The sequence below is a fragment of the Mucilaginibacter sp. genome, assembly GCF_035492695.1.
Classification (GTDB): Bacteria; Bacteroidota; Bacteroidia; order Sphingobacteriales; family Sphingobacteriaceae; genus Mucilaginibacter.
Genome location: NZ_DATJJC010000032.1, coordinates 153,516 through 175,500, shown reverse-complemented (window position 1 = coordinate 175,500; position 21,985 = coordinate 153,516). Strand labels below are relative to the sequence as shown.

Here is a 21,985-nt window from a genome sequence, read left to right as displayed (position 1 = left end):
TTTTGTTTGTGGAGAATATCGGAGTCGAACCGATGACCTCTTGCATGCCATGCAAACGCTCTAGCCAGCTGAGCTAATCCCCCGTAATGGACGGCAAAGCTAATAAAAAGATTTTACCTTGAAAATATTATTGTATCAAATGGGAGTAAGTTAATTTTTTTAATTCCGTAAACAATCTGATGGGTGCGATTGTAACGTATATGTAAATAGCGTTCGTAATTAATTAAAACAGAAATTGTTGTTATTTCAACCCCGGAAAAACTATGATCCCTTCGGCAACTGGTCAAAAAACTTTAACGGCGCTTAAAAAGTATGGCCTGTTCCTGTGTTTGCCGGTTTTTCTTTTTATTGCTTACAGTTACACAAGCAATCACCACCCGCAATATAAAGCGACAGCAAAGATCGAACTGAACGGAATTTCAGCCGACGAGGCCATAGCTGATATTAAATCTAAGCCTTTGCTGCAAAAAGCGCTTGACCGGTTAGGTTACAGGATAAGCTATTACAATACCGGAAATCAGGATCAGGAAATAAACGGAGATTCGTTGCCGGTGAAAATTCAGTTCAGCCAGTTCAATACAATTGACGATGATATTACTTTAACTTTCAAGACCGCCAGTCCCAACACATTTACACTGACGCACGGCGACACCATAGCTTACGAGGAGTTTAACAAGCCGTCGAAGACATTTTATGGTACATTCAAAATAACGCATAGTGCCGGTACGGCATACCAGGATGCATTATTCCTTTTTCGACTGCATGATCCCGTCGAGTTGATCGACCGTTATTATAACAGCCTGCAGGTTAAGGAGGAAGACGACGGAAAGGTGCTTTCTGTGAGTGCTGCTTCCGGCACCCCGAAGAAAAGCGCTGCGCTGGTTAATAAATTATTAAAGTTATATAGCGGCACGAAACATAATATTCCGCCAGTTAAAAAGAAAGAACAGCAGGAAATCAAAACAAACGCGCCGGAGAGCCAAAGTGCAGATGCCGAAAGAATTGCCAAAAACATAACCATGCTGCGCGAAAAAGCAGCCCGTCTGCGTCACCAGGTGTCCTTATTGACGCCGAAGCAGCAAAAACCTGTCATTGATTCAGAGCAGATGCACGCCTACGATGCTATACAGATGGATGTGTTCAAAGCGATAATGCCTTATATGAGGAAGCCGGTTGACCAGTTTGTGCAGGTGCCTTACATAGATGAGATTTATGATATGGAATTAAAGAAAGAGCTCACCACGTATAACGCGATGCAATTGCGGAAACAGCGTGCTCTTGCAAATCCTGAACAGAATAAGATAAGGTTGGACACTTTCGATAATAAGATGATGTTCCTGCAAAGCGAAATAGTAGATAACATCACCTTTTTGCGTCAGCAACATTCACCTGAAGCTGTTGCCGAAAACCATGGCAACCCGACTCTTTTAAATGCAAAAAAAGATTCCCTGGATGATATTATAAAAGAGATAACCGTTGAGAAAAAACAATATGCGGCAATCCATGTAACACCTGCTGCCGCACAAAAACCTCAACAAAAGGCCTTTTCAGCAACATCCGCACAACGGATTGTGGTACTGGATAAACCTGAAACCAATATCGAATATGTCGCAGAGAACTCGTTTTGGATCTACGCCATAGCGGTATTTGCCGGACTATTAATACCGTTAACCGTTTTAGTAATTAGCAACAACCGATACAATGCCCGACTGACCCGCAGGGCAAATGCACAAACATTAGCCGAAAGATTAAACGACCTGTTTGCTGTCAAGCAGATCGATTAAGAATGTTTTTGTAAATAACTGGAATATAAAACTAATATTTAACGTCATGAGATCAAATCGTAACACCCTTGTTGCGCTCATCCTTGCGGGAGCGACCGGCTTGTTCGCATTTTCAGCCAATGCGAACAGGGCAATCAAAAAGATCAAAAACAAAACCTACTACCCGGCAAAATTGTCCTCAACGGAACTTGCTGCAATGAAGTTGAAAAATGTCGAATTTGGCTTCGATAAGGAAGGCGTACCAAAAGCCTGCACGTCAGAATTGGATAAGATTGCCAAATTAATGATCGACAATAATGCGTCGATCAAAATAAGCGGCTACGCCGACAACATCGGCGAATATGTATACAATTGGAAACTGTCAGAACGACGGGCCAAGGCCGTCAGGGACTACCTCGTTGGCAAAGGGTGTGATTCTACCCGTATTGCCACAACCGAATTTGGTGAAACACATCCAATTGCTTCCAACAAAACTTCGGAGGGCCGCCAGAAAAACAGGCGTGCTGAAATGAACTTTGCGCGCTAAAGACGTTGCTTTTCCGGCAATCCTTTTATTTACCCGCTTAAGCGGGTTTTTTTATTATAATGAATTGAGTCGCAGTGTTTTTTGGAGATTAATTATTGTTAATAAACCTCAACCAAATTGGGCACTATTTCGTTAAAACCTCTGGCTCTTATTTCATTTGCCGATTTTTTTTTAATTTTAAACGAAATTTGTGGCAACTCTATCCGCCTGGTTGCCTGTATTTCATAATAGCACGACTATTGACATCTATGAAGAACAGTTTACTCGTATTCCTGCTAATGTTTGCAGCTATTCGCGGGTATGGTCAGTGTACGCTTAAAGTGAGCATATCTTCATCAGGACCGGCAATCTGTTCTGGCAGTAGTGTGGTGCTTACAGCATCGGCTTCCGCAGGAACCGCTCCATATACATTTGTTTGGAGCACAGGCGAAACAACTACTTCGATAAGTGTTAATAAACCCGGCACATATACGGTAACTGTTAAAGATCAAACAGCAGGGTGCCAGGCCGTAAAGCAAAGCATCTCTATTGTATCCGCCACGGCGCCTAATGCGCCAACCGTAAAGGATGTAGTTGTATGCCCCAATAGTCCGGCAACGTTAACTGCAACTGCCCCGGGCGGCACGTACCAATGGTATGATGCGGCTGTAGGGGGTAATTTTTTAGCAACCGGCGCGACTTATGTGACGCCGCCCATCAGCACACCTACAACGTTTTATGTTGAAACTACTTTAAACGGTTGTACAAGTTCCCGGTCGGCCGTAAATGTCACTTTGCCCAGTACACCACCCACCCTTGGCGCGACAGTATGTTCAGGCGACCCGGCAACCTTAGTGGCCGGCGGCGGCGGTACCTATGCGTGGTATGCATCCGCAGCAGGGGGGACAGTACTTGGCACAGGCTCGAGCTTCACTACGCCACCACTGGTTAACACTACTACTTATTATGTCGTGGTAACAAGCCCAACCGGTTGTGTAAGCTCGCCGATTCCGGTGAGGGCCACCGTAACACCACCACCGCAGGCACCGACAGCATCGGGTGCAACAATTTGTGCAGGTAACGTAGTAAGCCTCCACGCCGGCGTTTCAGCAGGTATTATCGACTGGTTCGATGTGCCTACAGGTGGCACATCGCTGATATCAAGTCCCGATTTTACTACACCTGTCCTCAATACAACCACAACCTATTATGTACAAACAACTTTAAATACTTGTACAAGCCCGCGTACGCCTGTCACGGTTGTTGTAAACCCGGTACCATCCAACCCGACTATTGCCGATATTACTACCTGTTCGGGTACGAGCGCCGTACTAACGCCGACAGGCCCGGGCGGAACTTATAACTGGTATAGTGCGGCTGTAGGAGGTACCCTGCTTGCCACAGGTACTTCTTACACAACCCCGGTTTTAACCAATCCTGCAACTTATTACGTTGCGGCATCGAACGGAGGTTGTACCAGCGGGCGTGTCGCGGTAACCGTTAATATAACACCTGCTCCTCAGCCGCCGTCCGCATCGGGTATCGTAATATGCCCGGGCAATACAGCTACACTTACCGCAAGTGGGTCCACCGGCTCATACGCCTGGTACAGTATACCGGTAGGTGGCAGTTCATTGTCAAACAATGCTACTTTTACCACGCCTGTACTTAACGCAAATACCACCTATTATGTAGAAACAACGGTTAACGGCTGCACAAGTACACGTACGCCCGTTACCGTGACGATGTTGCCAACACCGGCAGCGCCAACAGCGCCCGGAGTAACAGTTTGTTCGGGCGATATGGCTTCGTTGACTGTGACGACTCCAAGTGGAAACTATGCCTGGTATGATGCCGCTACAGGTGGAAACCTGCTTGTAACGGGCTCTGCTTATGTTACACCGCCGCTCGTTTCTACTACCACATATTATGTTGAAAGCGTATCCGCTAATGGGTGTTCGAGCACACGCACTGCGGTTACAGCAACAGTAACCCCGCCGCCGGCGGCACCATCAGCCAGTGGCACATCAATTTGCCCGGGATCAAGTACAACGTTGACAGCCACTGCTACCGGTACTGTTTCCTGGTACGACGCCGCGGTCGGTGGTCATTTGCTGGCTACGGGCAGCAGTTTTACTACGCCCGCACTCAACAGGAACACCACTTATTATATAGAGCAGGCAGCTGGGACCTGTGTTAGCCCGAGAGCATCTGTTACGGTATCAATGATAGCAATCCCCAGCCCCCAATTTAAATACTCTTCGGGCACGTTTTGTAAAACCGGGGCTAACCCTTCGCCCACCATCAACAATCCGGCCGGGGGTGTTTTCAGTGCGTCGCCCGGCGGCCTGGTGTTTGTGAGCACCACAACTGGTCAGATCAATCTTGCCGCCAGTGCTTCAGGAACATATACGATCTCGTTTTTTGGCGGAGGCACCTGCCCAACAACCAGCACTGCGGATGTAACTATAACCAGCTCTCCGAATGCGCAGTTTTCTTATGGTGCGCTATGCCAGAATTCAGGTACTGCTTTCCCGGTCTTTCCTGCCGGAGCAAGCGCCGGGGTGTTTAGTTCGTCAGGCGGCATCGTATTTTTGAATACTACCACCGGCGAGATAAACATTGCCGCTTCAACCCCTGGTGCGCACAATATCACGAATACAATACCGGCAAGCGGGACATGCCCGGCAACCTCATTTACTTTCCCTGTTACCGTTGACCCAACCGCTGTCGTTTCGGCCGGCACGAACCAGGTGGTACCTTTCGGCACCCCGGTAACCCTGGCAGGAAGTGTGTCGGGAGGAGCATCCACGGGAATATGGTCAGGAGGCGCGGGCTCTTTTTCAAATCCCAACCAACTCAACGCTGTATATACCCCTGCGCCCGGTGAAACAACGGTTACGCTCACTCTTACGTCGGCAGATCCGCCGGGCTCCTGCGGCCCGAAAACAGACCAGATGGTCATCACCATAAAGCCACAGCCAGCCGCGCCAACCATAACGGGAACAAGTATCTGCTCGGGTGACGCAACAATTCTGACGCCAACAGCGCCGGGAGGTACTTACGCATGGTATGACGCCCCAACAGGCGGAAACCTGTTGTTTACGGGGTCTTCGTTCCAGACGCCTGCGCTTATTTCCAATACAACTTATTACGTGCAAACTACCTTGAACGGAGCGACCAGCACCAGGACGGCGGTTACGGTAACCATTAACGCGGCCCCTGCTGTTCCTACGGCAGCCGGCACAAATGTTTGTTCAGGAAGCCAGGCCACCCTTACCGCAAGCGGGTCGACCGGAACTTACCGCTGGTACGATGCTGCTACCGGTGGAAATCTTTTATCAGCCAGCGCCGCTTATACAACAACACCCCTTACGGTGCCGGCGAGCTTTTACGTTGAGGCGGTTGGCACATGCACAAGCGCCAGGTTAAAAGTAGATGTCGGTATAAACCCGGTGCCGGTGGTAAATAGCGCGTCAGCCGGCAACGTATGCAGCGGCTCGGCACTTAATTATACCATTACATCCAATGTGCCTGGGGCAACTTTTACGTGGAGCAGGGCTGCTGTGGCCAATATCAGCAATCCGGCCGTTTCCGGCCAGACAAGCACTGATATAACTGAAACGCTTATCAATACAAGTACCAGCCCAATAAATGTAACCTATGTGATAACACCCGATGCAAACGGTTGCCCCGGAACGCCATTCAATTACGTAGTTACCGTAAACCCGGCACCGGTTGTTACCAGTGCTTCCGCTGTAGCTGTGTGCGACGAGACTGCCATAAATTATGATATTACATTCAATTCGCCCGGTGTAAGCTTTAGCTGGAGCCGTGCAGTAGTGGCGGGAATAAGCAATGCCGCTATTTCGGGCCAAAGGGCAACAACCATACGCGAGAATTTATTTAATACAACGGACCAGCCGGTTGATGTGGTATATGTCATTACCTATTCATCGGGCGGGTGTACCGGATTGACGTTTAACCTTACTGTGACAGTCAATCCGTCTGTTGTGGTTAACAGTTCTGCAGCCGACGTAGCATGCAGCGGCGATCCGCAGTCGTATGATATCACATCGAATGTACCAACGGCTACCTATAGTTGGGGGCGTGCTGCAGTTGCAGGGATAAGTAATCCCGCGGTTTCGGGGCAAACCTCATCTTCTATCACCGAGGCTTTGATCAATACTACGAATGCGCCTGTAAAGGTTATTTATCTGATTGTACCTGTGGCAAATGGCTGCCCGGGTACGCAGTTTAAATATACGGTAACGGTAAATCCAGCCGTACCGACACCGGTGGCGAATGTCAATTCGCCAATTTGCATAGGTAGTACGATCAACCTGCAAAGCCCCATAGTTTCTAAAGCAACCTATAATTGGTCGGGGCCGAACGGGTTCAATTCGAACCTGCAAAATCCGACCATTCCGAACGCCACAGCCGCGAATGCAGGCGTATACAGCTTATTTATAACTATAAACGGCTGTAATAGCGTAACCGTTAACACTGTGCCGGTGGTAATCAATCCACCGCCTGTAGCTAATGCAGGGCCCGATCAAACCATCTGTACAACGGCAGCTTCGGTGCAGCTTGCGGGATCTGTTACAGGCGGTACTACCACTGGTATCTGGTCAACCGCCGGGACAGGTACCTTCTCGCCTGCGCCGAATGTGCTCAACGCTTTGTACCTGCCTTCGGCCGCTGACGTGGCAGCAGGCTCGGTAAAACTTACGCTGGCATCCACCAGTAAGGACGACTGTAATGTTTCGGTTTCTCCAATGACCATTACCTTTAAATCGCCGGTTATTACCAGCGCCGCAACGGGCGCGATATGTAATGGTACTGCGCAGAATTATACTATCACATCTGATTTTCCCACTGCAACTTTTAGCTGGAGCCGGGCTGCCGTAGCCGGCATAAGCAATCCGGCAGTTAACGGACAAACCTCATCGACAATTACTGAGACATTAATTAACCCGGGAAGCACGCCTGTAGATGTGATTTATGTTATCACGCCGATAAACAACGGCTGTGCCGGGTTGCCGTTCAATTATACGGTTACGGTAAACCCTACACCAGCGGCGCCGGTGGCAACGGCAAATTCCCCGCTTTGCATTAACGGGTCGCTCGGTTTGCGCACCGATCTGGTGGCCAATGCTACTTATTCCTGGACCGGCCCGAATGGATTTAGTTCGAACCGGCAAAATCCCACTATATCAAATGTAACTTTGGCAAATGCAGGCCTATATACATTGTATGTAACAGTTAATGGCTGTACAAGTCCATCAGGCACTGTAAATGTGGTTGTCGATCAACCTTCGACGGCGGATGCGGGGCCCGACCAAACACTTTGCCCAATAAATACAACTGTTCAATTGCACGGGGCAGTTACCGGGGGCACTGTAACAACGGGTGTGTGGTCAACCAGCGGAACGGGTACATTTCCGGCTGGGCCGAATGTGCTGGATGGCACTTACGTGGCTTCAGCACAGGATGTGCAGGCGGGCTCGGTAACGCTTACCTTAGCCACTAACAGTACGGATGGTTGTGCCATATCTACGTCGTCAATGACAGTCAGGTTCCAGTTGCTGTCTGCTGTAACCGCCGGACCCAATCAGGATATTTGCTCACAAGGCGGTGCCAGCCTGGACGGACAAATAACCATACCGGGCGGGGGCGTTTGGAGTAGTTCAGGAACGGGAACATTTATTCCTTCAGCTTCCCAGTTGAACGCGAGTTATATTCCAAGTGCGGCTGATATTGCCGCCGGATCAGTTGTGCTTACGCTTACTGCCAATGCTCCTGGCCAGTGTTATATTCCATCGGATAATATGACCATCAATATATTGCCGCCACCTACGGTCAATGCCGGCGGCACGGTGTATGTATTAAAAGGTCATACGGTCACCCTTAAACCAACGGTAAGCGATGAAAATGTCACCTATGTATGGTCGCCCAATATCGATATAAGCAGTACGACTGTTAAGAACCCCGAGGTAACCGGGAGTGTTGATCGTTTGTATTCTGTGATAGTCACCGATTCGCGCGGATGCGTTGCCCAGGATTTTGTAAACATCGTTGTATCGCCGGAGATCGTTATTCCGAATACTTTCACGCCGAATGGTGATGGGGTGAATGACCAATGGAACATACAGGGCCTGGTTGCTTATCAGCAAGCCAGTGTGGATGTATTTGACCGGTATGGCCAAAAGGTATTTCACTCGATAGGATATGGAACAGCCTGGGATGGTACTTTTAAAAATCAACAGGTGCCTTATGGTGTATATTACTACATCATCGATCCTAAATTCTCGGGTCTGCACACCATCTCAGGCTATGTAACGGTGGTACGTTGACCTTAATTAATCATTAGTTTTTTTGGAAATTTCAGGTTGGACGGACCTTATAAAAACAGTAAAGCCCCTGATGGGCAGGGGCCTTTACTAACCAATTATAAACCTAAATTATGAGAAGACTATCTAAAAATTTCTGGTGTAAAGGTAACACTATTTATTAAAATGTAGAATCTACATTTGTAATTTTATTGTCACCATTTCACAGAACATCATTTAACATTGAATTTACATTAAATAAACAACCAATACATTGTAAAACTTTCAATTTTTGATTGTTTGGTCGCCAATCGCTGGCGTTTATGATGTAAAGGTATAAAAAAAATCTAAAAAGCAATAGTTTTTTATAATTTTTTTTAAAAAATGAATAAAATTTATGCGATTTGCTTTATAAAACACTATTTTATTTATTAATAATTGATTTTAACCAAATAAAACTTCTTTTATTTATATAAACAAAGAAAATATTTACTTAATATTTACTAAAAACATTATTTATTAAGCTTTTTTATTTAAAATTTATAGTCTGAAACTTGATTTTTGGATCATTTCTTATAAAATAACCTGATTTTCGCACAATTATTTGAAAAATAGGTCGTTTGGCGGTTTTTCGAGGAAAATAACGCATAAAATATTACTTAAACCAAACATCCTTATCCATACTCTTTTTGCATTTTTGCGGCAGAAATTCCAATGTCGCCCATGTCGCATCCACCGAAACCCGTGCATCCCGAACTTACCAATTCACTTTTATGGGTAATGGCCATTGCGACCGGTCTTATAGTGGCAAATCTTTATTATAATCAGCCACTACTGGTATTGATGGCAAAGTCGTACAACGTTAGTATATCAAAGATCGAGGAGGTGGCAACTGTAACCCAACTGGGATATGCTGCAGGTATGTTGTTTCTGGCACCGTTGGCGGATATGATCAGGCGTAAACGTTTGATCATGCTTTGCCTCTCGCTGGCTATTGTAGCGTTGCTGGGTGCGGCGATAGCGCCAAACGTTAATATGCTTATCCTTGCGAGCTTCCTGGTGGGGGTATTTTCATTGGTTCCGCAATTACTGGTGCCAATGACAGCACACCTGGCAAAGCCGGCAGAGCGTGGCAGAAAGATAGGTTTTGTAATGAGCGGTTTACTGATAGGCATCCTTTTGTCGCGGACCCTGAGCGGAATAGTTGGAAAATATTTTGGATGGGAGGCTATGTTTTTTATCGCAGCCGGGGTAATGGTGGTGATCTGGATAATGCTGTTTTTTATGCTGCCCGAGGTTGAGCCTGAATATAAAGGTAAATACGGGTCGTTAATGCACTCATTGATCACTCTTATTAAGGAGGAGCCGGCATTGCGTATTGCTTCGCTACGGGGGGCGCTGTGTTTTGCGTGCTTTATGGCATTTTGGACGTCATTGGCTGCATTAATGCATGATAATTTTGGCAAAGGCAGCGATATAACAGGATTGTTCGGACTTTTTGGAGCAGCGGGAGCCCTTGCTGCGGGCGTTATGGGCCGACTTAGTGACAGGATGGATGCCTACAAACTATCTACTTTCACTTTATTACTGATCGTTATTTCCTTTGTGGTCTTTATGCTTTCAGGATATAGCATGATCGGGCTCATTATCGGTGTTATCGTTCTCGACATGGGAGTGCAGGCTACACACATTTCTAACCAGTCGCTTATTTTTTCCCTGAAGCCCGAGGCCCGCAATCGTATCAATACCGTATATATGGTAACTTATTTTATAGGTGGCAGCCTGGGCACGTACATTACCAGCTTTGCGTGGGACTATTACAAATGGACCGGTGTATGCATTGTGGGAATATTATTGTCGGCCCTTGCCGTTATCTTTCACCTGCTTAACCAGAAAACTATACACCGGGTACGACAAGGTGTATAGTTAAGTATCTACTTCCTGGAATTCGCAAGCAGGCTTTTTGATGCGATACCATTTTATAAAACGGTATAAAAATTAATCTTTCATTTTCGCTGTCAGGCATTTGCAGAAGTGCCTGCTTAAAAAGTGTCGTTGCAATGCCCCGAGGGCGAATTCTGGCACTGATTTGGGGGTACTGCAAACAGGTTTATCGAGAAGATGATCGTAAAAAAGGAAAATACCGGAGCCGGAGAGCAGGAGTGGAAAAATCCACAAAGCCCTGAAGATACTTCAGATGGCCGCGATAAAGAACAGATCGTAAGGCAGTATGAGGAAGCGAAGCGGCGGAAGGATAACCTGACAGAAAAAGATCATATAGATAAACCTAAACAGAACTGATTACGTATATAGGTAAAAACTGTAACAACCTAAAAACAACAATTTTATGAAAAGCCATACAAAATCTTCGACTAACAAACTGGTAGACCGCTTTGATAATGAGCTTAGAGCATTATTGCTGAACGATTTGAACAGCATAAGAGGTTTTAAGGAAAAGTTTATTCACAGCAATCCACGGGCGCGTGCACAAGTTCGCTTGTCAGTAGCCTGATCACTATATATCTACATATTAAATTCTTTTGAAAACTATGAGGGGTAAGGCCGCGTGTTACGTGGCCTTATTTTTTTGAACTGTATTTGATGATCAGTTCTGCCGTTCGCGCCGATGCCCCCGGTTTTCCCATTTTTTCGTGGAGATTTTGATAATCGACCAGCATTTGCTGCCGATTGGAGCCGCCTTCTATTATCAAACCTAATTCTGAATTTATTCGTTGCGGATTACAGTCCTGTTGTATTAGTTCCGTCACCACCAATTTGTTCATAATTAGATTAACCAGCGAAATGAATTTTATTTTCACCAGCATTCGCGCTATGGCGATAGAAATAGGCGCCCCTTTATATACAACCACCTGTGGCACATCAAATAGTGCTGTTTCGAGTGTAGCGGTGCCAGATGCAACAATGGCGGCATGAGCATTTGTCAGCAGGTCGTAAGTCGCATCAAATACTAGGGTAAGCTTCGTGTCTTTTAAATATTGATCATAATATTCAACGGTAAAAGACGGTGCGCCCGCTATCACAAATTCGTAGTCCGGCCATTTTTCAGCAACAGCAACCATGTCGGGTAGTAAGCGACTGATCTCCTGCCTGCGGCTGCCGGGCAGTAAAGCAATAATCTTTTTATCGCTAAGTTTATGCGTTTTCCGGAAAGCCGCATCGGCTTTAAATTCTGCAATTGCGTCCAGTAAGGGATTACCCACATAATCAACGTCCATCCCCCATCCTTTATAAAAATCCACCTCGAAAGGCAGGATGCAGAATAAGTGATCAACTATCCGTTTGATCTTCAGTACCCGTTTCTGGTTCCAGGCCCAAACCTTGGGCGATATATAATAGCATACCAGCAAACCTTTTGACTTCGCGAACTCGGCAATGCGCAAGTTAAACCCGGGGAAATCGATCAGTACCAAAACATCCGGCCGCCAGCTGTCAATATCATTTTTGCAGGCTGCCAGGTTTTTAGATATCGTCCGCAGGTTGAGGGCTACCTCAATAAAGCCCATAAAGGCCATTTCGGCATAATGTTTTACTAACTCGCCCCCCTCGGCCGCCATTTTATCACCGCCGTAAAAACGAAAGTCGGCTTTAGGGTCTTTTTCCTTTAAAGCCTTCATAAGGTTGGCTCCGTGCAGGTCGCCCGATGCTTCGCCGGCTACGAGGTAATATTTCATAGCCTTCAGGTATTGAATTTCCAATTATTCAGCAACGGGATGGCGTGATGTGCTGTCATGTCAAACTGCACCGGCACTACCGATGCATAATGGTTTTCCAGCGCCCAAACATCGGTGTCTTCGCCTTTATCGTTCACCTGGAATACGCCTGTCAGCCAGTAATAAGGCCGCTTATAGGGATCATGGCGTTCGTCAAACTCCTCGGCCCATTTGGCATTGGCCTGACGGCATATTTTAATTCCTTTGATATGATGCGTATTGGGGAAGTTTACGTTGAGCAGAGTAGCCGCCGGCAAGCCGTTTTGCAAAACCTGCTGTGCAATTTCTTTTACGAATTTGATACAATGGCTGAAATCGGCCTGCAGCGTATAGTCATCTAAAGAAAAGCCGATAGATGGAATGCTTTCAATAGCCCCCTCAACCGCTGCCGACATGGTGCCTGAATAAAGAATATTGATCGAATTATTCAATCCATGGTTGATCCCGGAAACACACAGGTCGGGCTTTTTACCTTTGAATATTTTGGTAACAGCCAGCTTTACGCAATCGACCGGGGTGCCCGAGCAGCTATAACTTTCAATGTCTTCATACAGTTCCATCTTATCCAGCCGAAGCGGGCTGCCGATGGTGATGGCATGGCCCATACCCGACTGCGGACTATCCGGAGCTACTACTACCACTTTGCCAAGCTCTTTCATTGCATGCATAAGGGCCTTGATGCCGGGTGCGGTAATGCCATCATCGTTTACGACAAGAATGGTGGGGCGGGTAGAACTCATGCGGCAAAATTAGTCTTTATGAGTTTAAGTAAGGAATAAAACTAAAAAGCCTCCGGATTTTCCGAAGGCCTTGTGTTTTTATAAACTATTGATCCATTTGACGAGTTCGTCGCGGCCTTTGCCGGTCTTTTTCTGGAGTTTACCCAGCAGTTCGTCGTCTTTTCCCTCTTCGCGCACTAAGTCGTCATCTGTAAGGTCCCCGTAGGCTTGTTTGATCTTGCCCTTCGTCTCATTCCAGGCGCCTTTTAATTGTAATTTATCCATGATGTTATTTGTTAGATGTATTTGGAGAACATCTGTAGTATCATTTGGTTTAAATTAAAAGGCAGAAATCATATTCTCTCACAACGCCCCGTCTTTGATCTCCTCGACAATTGTCGGGTCGAGCAGGGTAGACGTGTCACCTAAATTGCTGGTATCGCCCTCAGCTATTTTACGCAGGATACGACGCATGATCTTGCCCGAGCGCGTCTTGGGCAAACCGGTTACGAACTGTATCTTGTCCGGTTTGGCTATGGCGCCGATGATACGGGTAACGGTCATTAAAATATCCTTGCGGGTAAGCTCCTCGTCGCCGTGTTTGTTGGGGCTTACCACGAAAGCGTAAACACCTTGGCCTTTAATGTCGTGCGGGTAACCAACTACCGCCGATTCCACCACGCTGGCGTGCATGTTTATAGCGTTTTCTACCTCGGCGGTGCCAATACGGTGACCGGAAACATTCAGCACATCGTCAACACGGCCGGTAATACGGTAGTAGCCATCCTCATCGCGCAGGCAGCCGTCGCCGGTAAAGTATTTGCCTTTGTAAGCCGAGAAGTAGGTTTGGCGGCAGCGCTCATGGTCGCCATAAGTAGTGCGCAGCATGCCGGGCCATGGGAATTTGATGCATAAAAAGCCGCTTACCCCGTTACCATGTACTTCTTCTCCATGCTCATCAACCAAAACCGGCTGAACACCGGGAAGAGGCAACGTGGCGAAAGTGGGTTTGGTTTTAGTGACGCCGGCTATAGGCGATATCATAATACCACCAGTTTCAGTTTGCCACCAGGTATCCACTATCGGGCAATTTTTATGACCCACGTTCTCATCGAACCAATGCCAGGCCTCTTCATTTATAGGTTCGCCTACTGAGCCTAATTTTTTGAGTGAGCTCAGGTCTTTATCCTTTACCACATCGGTACCAAAACTCATCAGCGACCGGATGGCGGTAGGGGCAGTGTATAATATATTGACCTTGTATTCTTCCACAATTTCCCAGAAACGTCCCGGATTTGGCCAGGTAGGAATACCCTCGAACATGAATGTAGTCGCGCCCTGCGATAGCGGGCCATATACAATATAGGAGTGCCCGGTTATCCAGCCGATATCGGCGGTACAGAAAAAGATCTCGCCCGGGTTGTACTGGAACACATTAGCAAAGGTATACCCAGCGTAAACCATGTAGCCGCCGCAGGTATGTACCACGCCTTTGGGTTTACCTGTCGAGCCGGAAGTGTATAGGATGAACAGCATATCCTCGGCGTCCATCTCTTCTGCTATGCAACTGGTATTTCCCTGGGTCTCCACTTTTTTTATCTCGTCTTCCCACCACAGGTCGCGCCCTTTCAGCATGGAAATTGGGGTACGGCTGCGGGTAAGTACGATCACTTTCTTCACCGACGGGCATTGAACCAGCGCATCGTCGATCACATTTTTCAACGGTATCTCTTTTGTTCCGCGGAAACCGCCATCGGCCGTGATCACGATATTGCATTGTGCATCCTGTATCCTGTCGGCAATGGATTGCGCCGAAAAGCCACCGAACACTACAGAATGTATCGCACCTATACGGGCGCAGGCCAGAACGGCAATAGCCAGTTCGGGCACCATAGGCATATAAATGCAAATACGGTCGCCTTTTTTGGCACCATTGTTTTTCAATACATTGGCAAACTGGCAAACCTTTTCGTGCAGTTGTTTATAGGTTAGTACGCGGTGGTCCTCGGTTGGGTCGTTCGGTTCCCAAATAATTGCCGGTTTATCGCCCAGCTTTTCCAGGTGACGGTCGAGGCAGTTCTCGGTAATATTCAGTTTGCCGCCTATGAACCATTTTACGTTCGGTTCGGTAAAGTTCCATTCCAGCGTTTTTATCCAGGGCTTGCGCCATTGAAAATTGCCGGCAATATCGGCCCAGAACTCCTCGGGGTTGTCAACGCTTCTTTTGTAGGCTTTTTGGTACTCGTCGAACGAAGTAATTTTCATGATCGTGGTTATAAATTGGTAAAATGTTTGGGTTACTTAATGCCTGATCGCCTCATTAAGCCCTGCAGAATATTGTCAAGTAAAATTGGTGGGTGAAAAATAGTAAAAATCTACTTAAACGGTATATTAAATTTATATCTTATAGATATCGCTTGTCTCAGTTATGTCTTTTGCAGGCTGATATTTATCTTTCCTGTTTTCGTGGCTTTTGCATTGCCAAACTAAATACACTAAGTGTTCATGCTACCGCCGCTTGCCAGGCGCATTCGGGCGTAACTAACTGACAGTCAACATCTCCAACTTTTCAAAACACCAAAAAGTGCCCCATTTTGAGCATTTTCGTGAACACCCTTTTGGTATCGATCTGGTTGTCAATTGCTTAGGTGTTCACGAAACAGCCATTTTTATGCTGTTTTTTGTACCTTAAAATCAGGAAAATGCCAAAAAAAGCCAAAGGATGCTTAAACAGGCCTTTCGGCGCGGTTGAGTGACTATTCCTTCGCTTGCAAAATTGTTTTTTATCAGCAGGTTACGCGTAAATCTGTATAATAATGAAATGAAGAATATTCTTTTGGGTACACTAAGCCCTGTAGGATGGTATGCTCCATTTAAAAGAAAGATAATTAAAGGCCAAATAGTCACGCGCAAAATCACCTGCTATTAATGCCGGATAGCTGTATAAACTATGATTGCATTGATTTTTTGATGGACTATGATTTCAATTGGTCCCGGTGCCATAGTATTCACTCAATCATTTAAATCATAGTTCGGACAATGCGTTAGCGATTGAAATGGATACCGGCCTTTGCGCATAAGGCCTGCAGGCGTATGAATGGAAAGCGCGGGCCGCTTCTATCGGCGGCAACGCCCAAATTAAGTTGGCGGTGACCGGTTGACACACATCTCAACGACAGCTCGCTGATTCATGATCAGCATGTGCAGAGATCGCTTCGTTCCTCGCGATGACGGAGTTTTATAATTAATTGATTATTGTAAATATTTTTTTCAAATCCCTGTTGCCTATTTGAATCAAAATCCTGATATTTGCAAACTCTTTTAAGAAGAGGGATTATATTAATCATATTTGTCATGTCAAGAGTTTGTGATTTAACAGGAAAAGGCTCACTGGTTGGTAATAACGTTTCTAACTCAAATGTTAAAACTAAACGCAGGTTTCACCCAAATTTAAAGCTGAAGAAGTTTTATATTCCTGAAGAAGATAAGTGGATCACTTTGAAAGTATCTACTTCGGCCGTTAAAACCATCAGCAAGAATGGTATTACTGCCTGCATTAATAAATACGTTAAAAAAGGGTATATTTAATAGGTTGATTATTTGAATGATTGATTAAGTTCAATCAGTAATTCAATAATTCAATCACTCAATAATTAAAAAGATGGCAAAGAAAGGCAACAGGGTTCAGGTAATTTTAGAGTGCACCGAGCATAAAGAAAGCGGTATGCCGGGCATGTCCCGTTATATCACTACCAAGAACAAGAAGAATACAACTGAAAGACTGGAATTGAAGAAATTCAACCCGGTATTAAGGAAAGTGACCGTACATAAGGAAATTAAATAATAAATTGATTGAGTTGAATAGTTGATTGGGTTAATCAAATCAATAATTCAATAATTCATCAAATCAATAATTAAAAAGACATGGCAAAGAAAGTAGTTGCAACGCTGAAGACAGGCAAAGGCAAAGAATACTCAAAAGTGATCACCATGGCTAAATCGCCAAAAACAGGTGCTTACTCATTCAAAGAAGTAATTGTACATAACGATCACGTAAAAGACGCGATCACAGAAGGTACCAAAGGATAATCCTTTGATCCGAAAGATATGGAAGCCGTCTTGTATCAACGAGGTGGCTTTTTTTGTTAGGCCTCACCCCGGCCCTCTCCAAAGGAGAGGGAGTTGCAGAGGCAGTTCGAGATAAACCAATTAAAAAGTCCTCTCCCTTGGAGAGGATCAGGTGAGGCCAAAAAATGGGATTATTCGATTTTTTTAAGAAAAAGGAAGCTACGCCGCAGGAACAGGAGGCGCTGGATACCGGCCTGGAAAAAACCAAGGATAGCTTTTTCTCCAAGATCACTAAAGTAGTTGCCGGCAAATCCACCGTGGATGATGATGTGCTGGACGATTTAGAGGAAGTGCTGGTAACATCAGACGTTGGCGTTAGTACCACGCTCAAGATCATCAAGCGTATACAGGACCGCGTGGCGCGCGACAAATATGTTAACACTACGGAACTGAACTCGTTGCTCCGCGATGAGATACAGCATCTGCTGGCCGAAAACAACAGTAACGATTTTACCAGTTTTGAATATGGCAATCAAAAGCCTTACGTTATTATGGTGGTTGGCGTAAATGGCGTTGGTAAAACCACTACCATTGGCAAACTGGCGCACAAGCTAAAACAAGCGGGCAATAAAGTGGTGATAGGCGCGGCAGATACTTTCCGCGCAGCAGCGGTCGACCAGATACAGCTTTGGGGCGAAAAGGTAGGTGTGAAGGTTGTGGCCCAGGCTATGGGTTCCGACCCGGCATCGGTAGCTTACGATACGCTGCGTTCGGCAGTTGCCAATGGCGATGATGTGGCTATTATTGATACCGCGGGCCGTTTGCATAACAAAGTGGGCCTGATGAACGAGCTTACGAAGATCAAAAACGTAATGGAAAAGGTTGTTCCGGGTGCGCCGCATGAGATTTTGCTGGTGCTGGATGCCTCGACCGGGCAAAACGCCATTGAACAATGCAAACAATTTACCGAGGCTACCGCAGTTAACGCGCTGGCCTTAACCAAACTGGATGGTACTGCTAAAGGCGGCGTGGTAATCGGTATATCCGATCAGTTCAGGATACCGGTAAAGTATATAGGTGTAGGTGAAGGGATGGATCATTTGCAGTTGTTTGATAGGAAAGCGTTTGTTGATAGTTTATTTAAACAACAATAAAAAAGAACGGAACGGCGAGGAAGTAGGACGAAGCGGAATAGTCGCCTCACCTAAATCCTCTCCAAAGGAGAGGATTTAATTCTCCCTCTCCTTTGGAGAGGGGCGGGGTGAGGCAATAAACGCAATGATATAGTGTATATATGAAGACGAAGGGAATTATTAATCAGCCAACTATTTCAAAACCACGTGTCAACGTCGTAACGTTGGGCTGTTCCAAAAATATATATGACTCCGAAGTTCTAATGGGTCAGCTGAAAGGTAATAGCTTCGACGTGGTGCATGAAGCTGACAAGGTGAGCAAAAATGATATCGTTGTTATCAACACCTGCGGTTTTATCGATAACGCCAAGCAGGAATCTATCGATACCATCCTGCAATACAGCGAACTGAAGGAGCAGGGTAAAATAGGTAAGGTTATCGTTACCGGCTGCCTGTCCGAACGTTATAAGCCTGAACTGGAAGCTGAGATCACCAATGTCGATTCGTGGTTTGGTACCAATGATCTTCAAAACCTGCTGCAATCTGTTGGCGCGAATTACAAACATGAACTGATAGGCGAACGCCTGTTAACCACACCATCCCATTTTGCTTATTTTAAAATTGCCGAGGGCTGTAACCGCCCCTGCTCGTTTTGCGCCATTCCGCTGATGCGGGGTAAGCATGTGAGCAAACCGATGGAAGAGCTGGTAACCGAAGCAAAAAATCTTGCTAAAAACGGCACCAAAGAGCTGATATTAATTGCCCAGGACCTGACCTATTACGGCCTCGACCTGTATGGCAAACGCAATCTCGATGACCTTTTGCGCCGATTGTCGGATGTGAATGGCATCGAATGGATACGGCTTCAATACGCTTACCCGTCCGGTTTCCCAATGGAAATACTGGATGCCATGAATGAGCGCGAAAACATCTGCAAATACCTGGATATGCCTTTGCAGCACATCAGCGACGATATGCTCAAGTCGATGCGCCGCGGGACAACCAAGCAAAAAACCATTGACTTGGTGAACCAAATACGCGATAAAGTCCCGGGTATTGCTATGCGTACTACGCTGATAACCGGGTATCCCGGCGAAACTGAACGTGATTTTGAGGAAATGCAGCAATGGGTGGCCGATACCCGTTTTGACCGCCTTGGGTGTTTCACCTATTCGCACGAAGAAAAAACCCACGCACATAGCCTGGTTGATGATGTGCCGGATGAAGTAAAGCAGGAGCGTGCTGATGCCATTATGGAGATTCAGCAGGGTATATCTTTTGAAAAGAACCAGGAGAAAGTAGGCCAAACTTACAAAGTGCTGATAGATAAAAAGGACGGGGGATACTTTGTCGGACGTACAGAATATGACTCGCCCGAGGTTGACAACGAGGTTTTGATTGCTGCGGATAAGCATTACGCCACCGTCGGTAGCTTTGTTAATGTAAAGATAGACAGCGCCGAAGACTTCGATCTTTATGGACAAATTGTAAAATAACCTCTTTTTAAGCTGCCTTTATTCGTATTCAGATTATAAAATCTAAATTCGAAATTGAAAATTCGAAATCCGACATATGGAGGCTTCCTGTATAAACTATAAAGACACCGGCTTTTTCTCACAAACGGTTATTGATTATCTGGAAGATAAGCCTGAATTAAGGCCTTTTTATAGCTATAGGCCCGATATCGACGGCTTTCAGCAAATACTTAAAGACGAAAAGGTTACGGCTGACCGAAAGATCCTGGCAGAAGTGCTAACGATACAATATGAGCCAATTTCGACATTGAACATTCGAAATTCGAAATTAGTACACGATAATATTTCCCTGTTAAAAGAATCCAATACCTATACCATAACCACCGGGCACCAGTTGAATATCTTCGCCGGGCCGCTTTACTTTATCTATAAGATAGTTACCGCGATAAAACTGGCCAGGCAGTTAAAAGAAGCTTTTCCGGATAAAAATTTTGTGCCGGTTTACTGGATGGCATCGGAAGATCATGATTTTGCCGAGATAAATTATACTAATATCGGCGGTAAAAAGGTGCATTGGTGGTACGAAGCAACCGGTGCTACCGGCCGCATCAACCCGGATACCATGCGGCAGGCTTTGAACCAATATAAAGGCGTTTTGGGACTGGAGCATCATGCTGCAGAATTAGCTGAAATAGTTGAAAAGGCCTATTCAGGTTTTGATAAGCTGGCCGACGCAACCCGTTACCTGGTAAATGCACTTTTCGGACAATACGGACTTGTTATTATCGATGCGGACGATCATCGCCTTAAACAACAATTCGCACATATTATCGAGCAGGATATTATTGAGGAAAATAGCTTTAAAAATATATCGGCTACTAACGAAGAGTTGGTGAAACTTGGTGTCCATATACAGGTGAATCCCCGCGAGATCAACTTCTTTTACCTGGCGGACGGGCTGCGCGAAAGGATCGTTTTTGAAGACGATCAATATAAAGTGCTGAACACCGAGATCAGCTTTTCGAAAGAAGAATTGATACTGGAGATAAAAAATTACCCCGAACGCTTCAGCCCTAATGTCGTAATGCGCCCGCTTTACCAGGAATACATTTTGCCGAATATCGCTTACATAGGCGGTGGGGCCGAGGTGGTTTACTGGTTGGAACTCAAATCAAACTTTGATCATTATAAGGTTGACCTGCCGGTGCTCATACTGCGTAATTCGGGCCTCGTTATATCAAAAAGGGCCGCTGCAAAAATACAGCGTATGGAACTGGATTCCTGCGACCTGTTCAAAAGCACGGACGCAATAAAAAACGACTGGATCAAAAAACATAGCGAACACCAATTGTCGCTACAGGGCGAATTGAAAGATTTCCAACTGCTTTTTGAAAAGATAAAGAAAGTGTCATCCAAAGTTGATCAAACCTTAGTGCCCGCCACCGCAGCGGTGCAGGCTCGCCTGGAACACGCCATCAATAACCTGGAAAAGAAACTGATCAGGGCTGAAAAGCAGCATTACCAAACCCGGCTGGAACAGATAGACCATGTACGGGCAGAGCTTTTCCCAAAAGACAGCCTACAGGAGCGTACCGAAAATTTCGGACTGTTCTATGTAAAATGGGGGCAGGAGTTTATTGAGCAACTCATCAAACACTTTGAGCCGCTGGACTTTAAGTTTACGGTACTGACAGAGAAATGAATTTCCAATCTACCATCTTAACCATCCCCGGTATCGGCGGCTCAGGCCCGGCGCACTGGCAATCCCTATGGGAAAAAGAACACGGTTTTACCCGTGTGGAGCAACGGGATTGGGATACGCCGAATTGTGCGGAGTGGGTTGAGGCAATAAATAATCATGTTCAGAATTTCGTGCCGTCAAATCTGATCGTTGTTGCCCACAGCGCGGCTTGTGTGGCTTTCATGCACTGGGTACAAAAATATAATGTGATTATAAAAGGCGCTTTATTGGTAGCACCCGCCGACGCTGATGCTGCAAGCTTTCCTGGTGGAACAACAGGTTTTGCGCCTGTGCCAATGATTGAATTGCCTTTCCCATCCATAGTTGTAACAAGCTCCAATGATCATTTCGTTACCCTGGAAAGGGCGAAGCAATTTGCTGATGCCTGGGGCAGCGATTTTATCAATATTGGTGAAGCGGGGCATATCAATGTAGCCTCGGGTTTCGGGGAGTGGGAGCACGGGTTGACGATATTAAAACGATTAGATAGTTTGTAA

Annotated in this window: 17 protein-coding genes and 1 tRNA gene; 13 read left to right on the top strand and 5 right to left on the bottom strand. The window is 46.0% G+C overall.

All coding sequences use genetic code 11. The features are described from left to right. Positions 1-9: 9 nt before the first annotated feature. A tRNA-Ala gene (locus VL525_RS19755) sits at positions 10-83 on the bottom strand. Positions 84-263: 180 nt separating this feature from the next. On the opposite strand from VL525_RS19755, the gene VL525_RS19750 reads away from it, so the two are divergent. The 6 genes from VL525_RS19750 to VL525_RS19725 all read left to right on the top strand — a co-directional run bounded on the left by VL525_RS19750 (position 264) and on the right by VL525_RS19725 (position 11,133). Continuing rightward, positions 264-1,784: a hypothetical protein gene (locus VL525_RS19750; RefSeq protein WP_325388886.1), complete on the top strand. Its 1,521-nt coding sequence runs from the start codon at positions 264-266 to the stop codon at positions 1,782-1,784. A gap of 46 nt (positions 1,785-1,830) precedes the next feature. Next, positions 1,831-2,310: an OmpA family protein gene (locus VL525_RS19745; protein WP_325388884.1), complete on the top strand. Its 480-nt coding sequence runs from the start codon at positions 1,831-1,833 to the stop codon at positions 2,308-2,310. 248 nt (positions 2,311-2,558) lie between these two features. Continuing rightward, complete coding sequence (locus tag VL525_RS19740; protein ID WP_325388882.1) at positions 2,559-8,645, top strand: PKD-like domain-containing protein; 6,087 nt, start codon at positions 2,559-2,561, stop codon at positions 8,643-8,645. 699 nt (positions 8,646-9,344) lie between these two features. Then, positions 9,345-10,547 (top strand): MFS transporter, encoded by a 1,203-nt coding sequence (locus VL525_RS19735; protein WP_325388880.1) that lies wholly within the window; start codon positions 9,345-9,347, stop codon positions 10,545-10,547. A 195-nt stretch (positions 10,548-10,742) separates the two neighbouring features. Further along, the gene (locus tag VL525_RS19730) at positions 10,743-10,922 is read left to right on the top strand and encodes a hypothetical protein (protein ID WP_325388878.1); all 180 of its coding nucleotides are present in this window, start codon (positions 10,743-10,745) and stop codon (positions 10,920-10,922) included. 46 nt (positions 10,923-10,968) lie between these two features. Beyond that, the gene (locus VL525_RS19725; RefSeq protein ID WP_325388876.1) at positions 10,969-11,133 is read left to right on the top strand and encodes a hypothetical protein; all 165 of its coding nucleotides are present in this window, start codon (positions 10,969-10,971) and stop codon (positions 11,131-11,133) included. Positions 11,134-11,200: 67 nt separating this feature from the next. Here VL525_RS19725 and lpxB read toward each other — a convergent pair whose 3' ends face one another. The 4 genes from lpxB to acs form a co-directional block, all read right to left on the bottom strand. After that, the gene (lpxB, locus tag VL525_RS19720) at positions 11,201-12,313 is read right to left on the bottom strand and encodes a lipid-A-disaccharide synthase (RefSeq protein ID WP_325388874.1); all 1,113 of its coding nucleotides are present in this window, start codon (positions 12,311-12,313) and stop codon (positions 11,201-11,203) included. A 5-nt stretch (positions 12,314-12,318) separates the two neighbouring features. Then, positions 12,319-13,092: a 5'/3'-nucleotidase SurE gene (gene surE / locus VL525_RS19715; protein ID WP_325388872.1), complete on the bottom strand. Its 774-nt coding sequence runs from the start codon at positions 13,090-13,092 to the stop codon at positions 12,319-12,321. A 78-nt stretch (positions 13,093-13,170) separates the two neighbouring features. Beyond that, positions 13,171-13,356: a CsbD family protein gene (locus tag VL525_RS19710; protein ID WP_147031460.1), complete on the bottom strand. Its 186-nt coding sequence runs from the start codon at positions 13,354-13,356 to the stop codon at positions 13,171-13,173. 78 nt (positions 13,357-13,434) lie between these two features. After that, positions 13,435-15,336, bottom strand: a complete 1,902-nt coding sequence (gene acs, locus VL525_RS19705) for an acetate--CoA ligase (protein WP_325388869.1) — start codon at positions 15,334-15,336, stop codon at positions 13,435-13,437. A 1,089-nt stretch (positions 15,337-16,425) separates the two neighbouring features. On the opposite strand from acs, the gene rpmB reads away from it, so the two are divergent. The 7 genes from rpmB to VL525_RS19670 all read left to right on the top strand — a co-directional run bounded on the left by rpmB (position 16,426) and on the right by VL525_RS19670 (position 21,985). Continuing rightward, a complete protein-coding gene (gene rpmB, locus VL525_RS19700; RefSeq protein WP_147031464.1) occupies positions 16,426-16,659 on the top strand; it encodes a 50S ribosomal protein L28 in 234 nt (77 codons plus the stop codon). Between the two features lie 73 nt (positions 16,660-16,732). Next, complete coding sequence (gene rpmG, locus VL525_RS19695) at positions 16,733-16,915, top strand: 50S ribosomal protein L33 (protein WP_074490316.1); 183 nt, start codon at positions 16,733-16,735, stop codon at positions 16,913-16,915. 80 nt (positions 16,916-16,995) lie between these two features. After that, the gene (locus tag VL525_RS19690) at positions 16,996-17,160 is read left to right on the top strand and encodes a DUF4295 domain-containing protein (protein WP_325388859.1); all 165 of its coding nucleotides are present in this window, start codon (positions 16,996-16,998) and stop codon (positions 17,158-17,160) included. Positions 17,161-17,324: 164 nt separating this feature from the next. Beyond that, entirely contained in the window at positions 17,325-18,293 is a 969-nt protein-coding gene (gene ftsY, locus VL525_RS19685; protein ID WP_325388857.1) for a signal recognition particle-docking protein FtsY, read from the top strand. Positions 18,294-18,433: 140 nt separating this feature from the next. Continuing rightward, on the top strand, positions 18,434-19,768 hold the full coding sequence (gene rimO, locus VL525_RS19680; RefSeq protein ID WP_325388855.1) for a 30S ribosomal protein S12 methylthiotransferase RimO: 1,335 nt from the start codon (positions 18,434-18,436) through the stop codon (positions 19,766-19,768). A gap of 76 nt (positions 19,769-19,844) precedes the next feature. Next, positions 19,845-21,449 (top strand): bacillithiol biosynthesis cysteine-adding enzyme BshC, encoded by a 1,605-nt coding sequence (gene bshC, locus VL525_RS19675; RefSeq protein ID WP_325388853.1) that lies wholly within the window; start codon positions 19,845-19,847, stop codon positions 21,447-21,449. Continuing rightward, positions 21,446-21,985, top strand: a complete 540-nt coding sequence (locus VL525_RS19670) for an RBBP9/YdeN family alpha/beta hydrolase (RefSeq protein WP_325388851.1) — start codon at positions 21,446-21,448, stop codon at positions 21,983-21,985. Before bshC ends, VL525_RS19670 begins: the two co-directional genes overlap by 4 nt.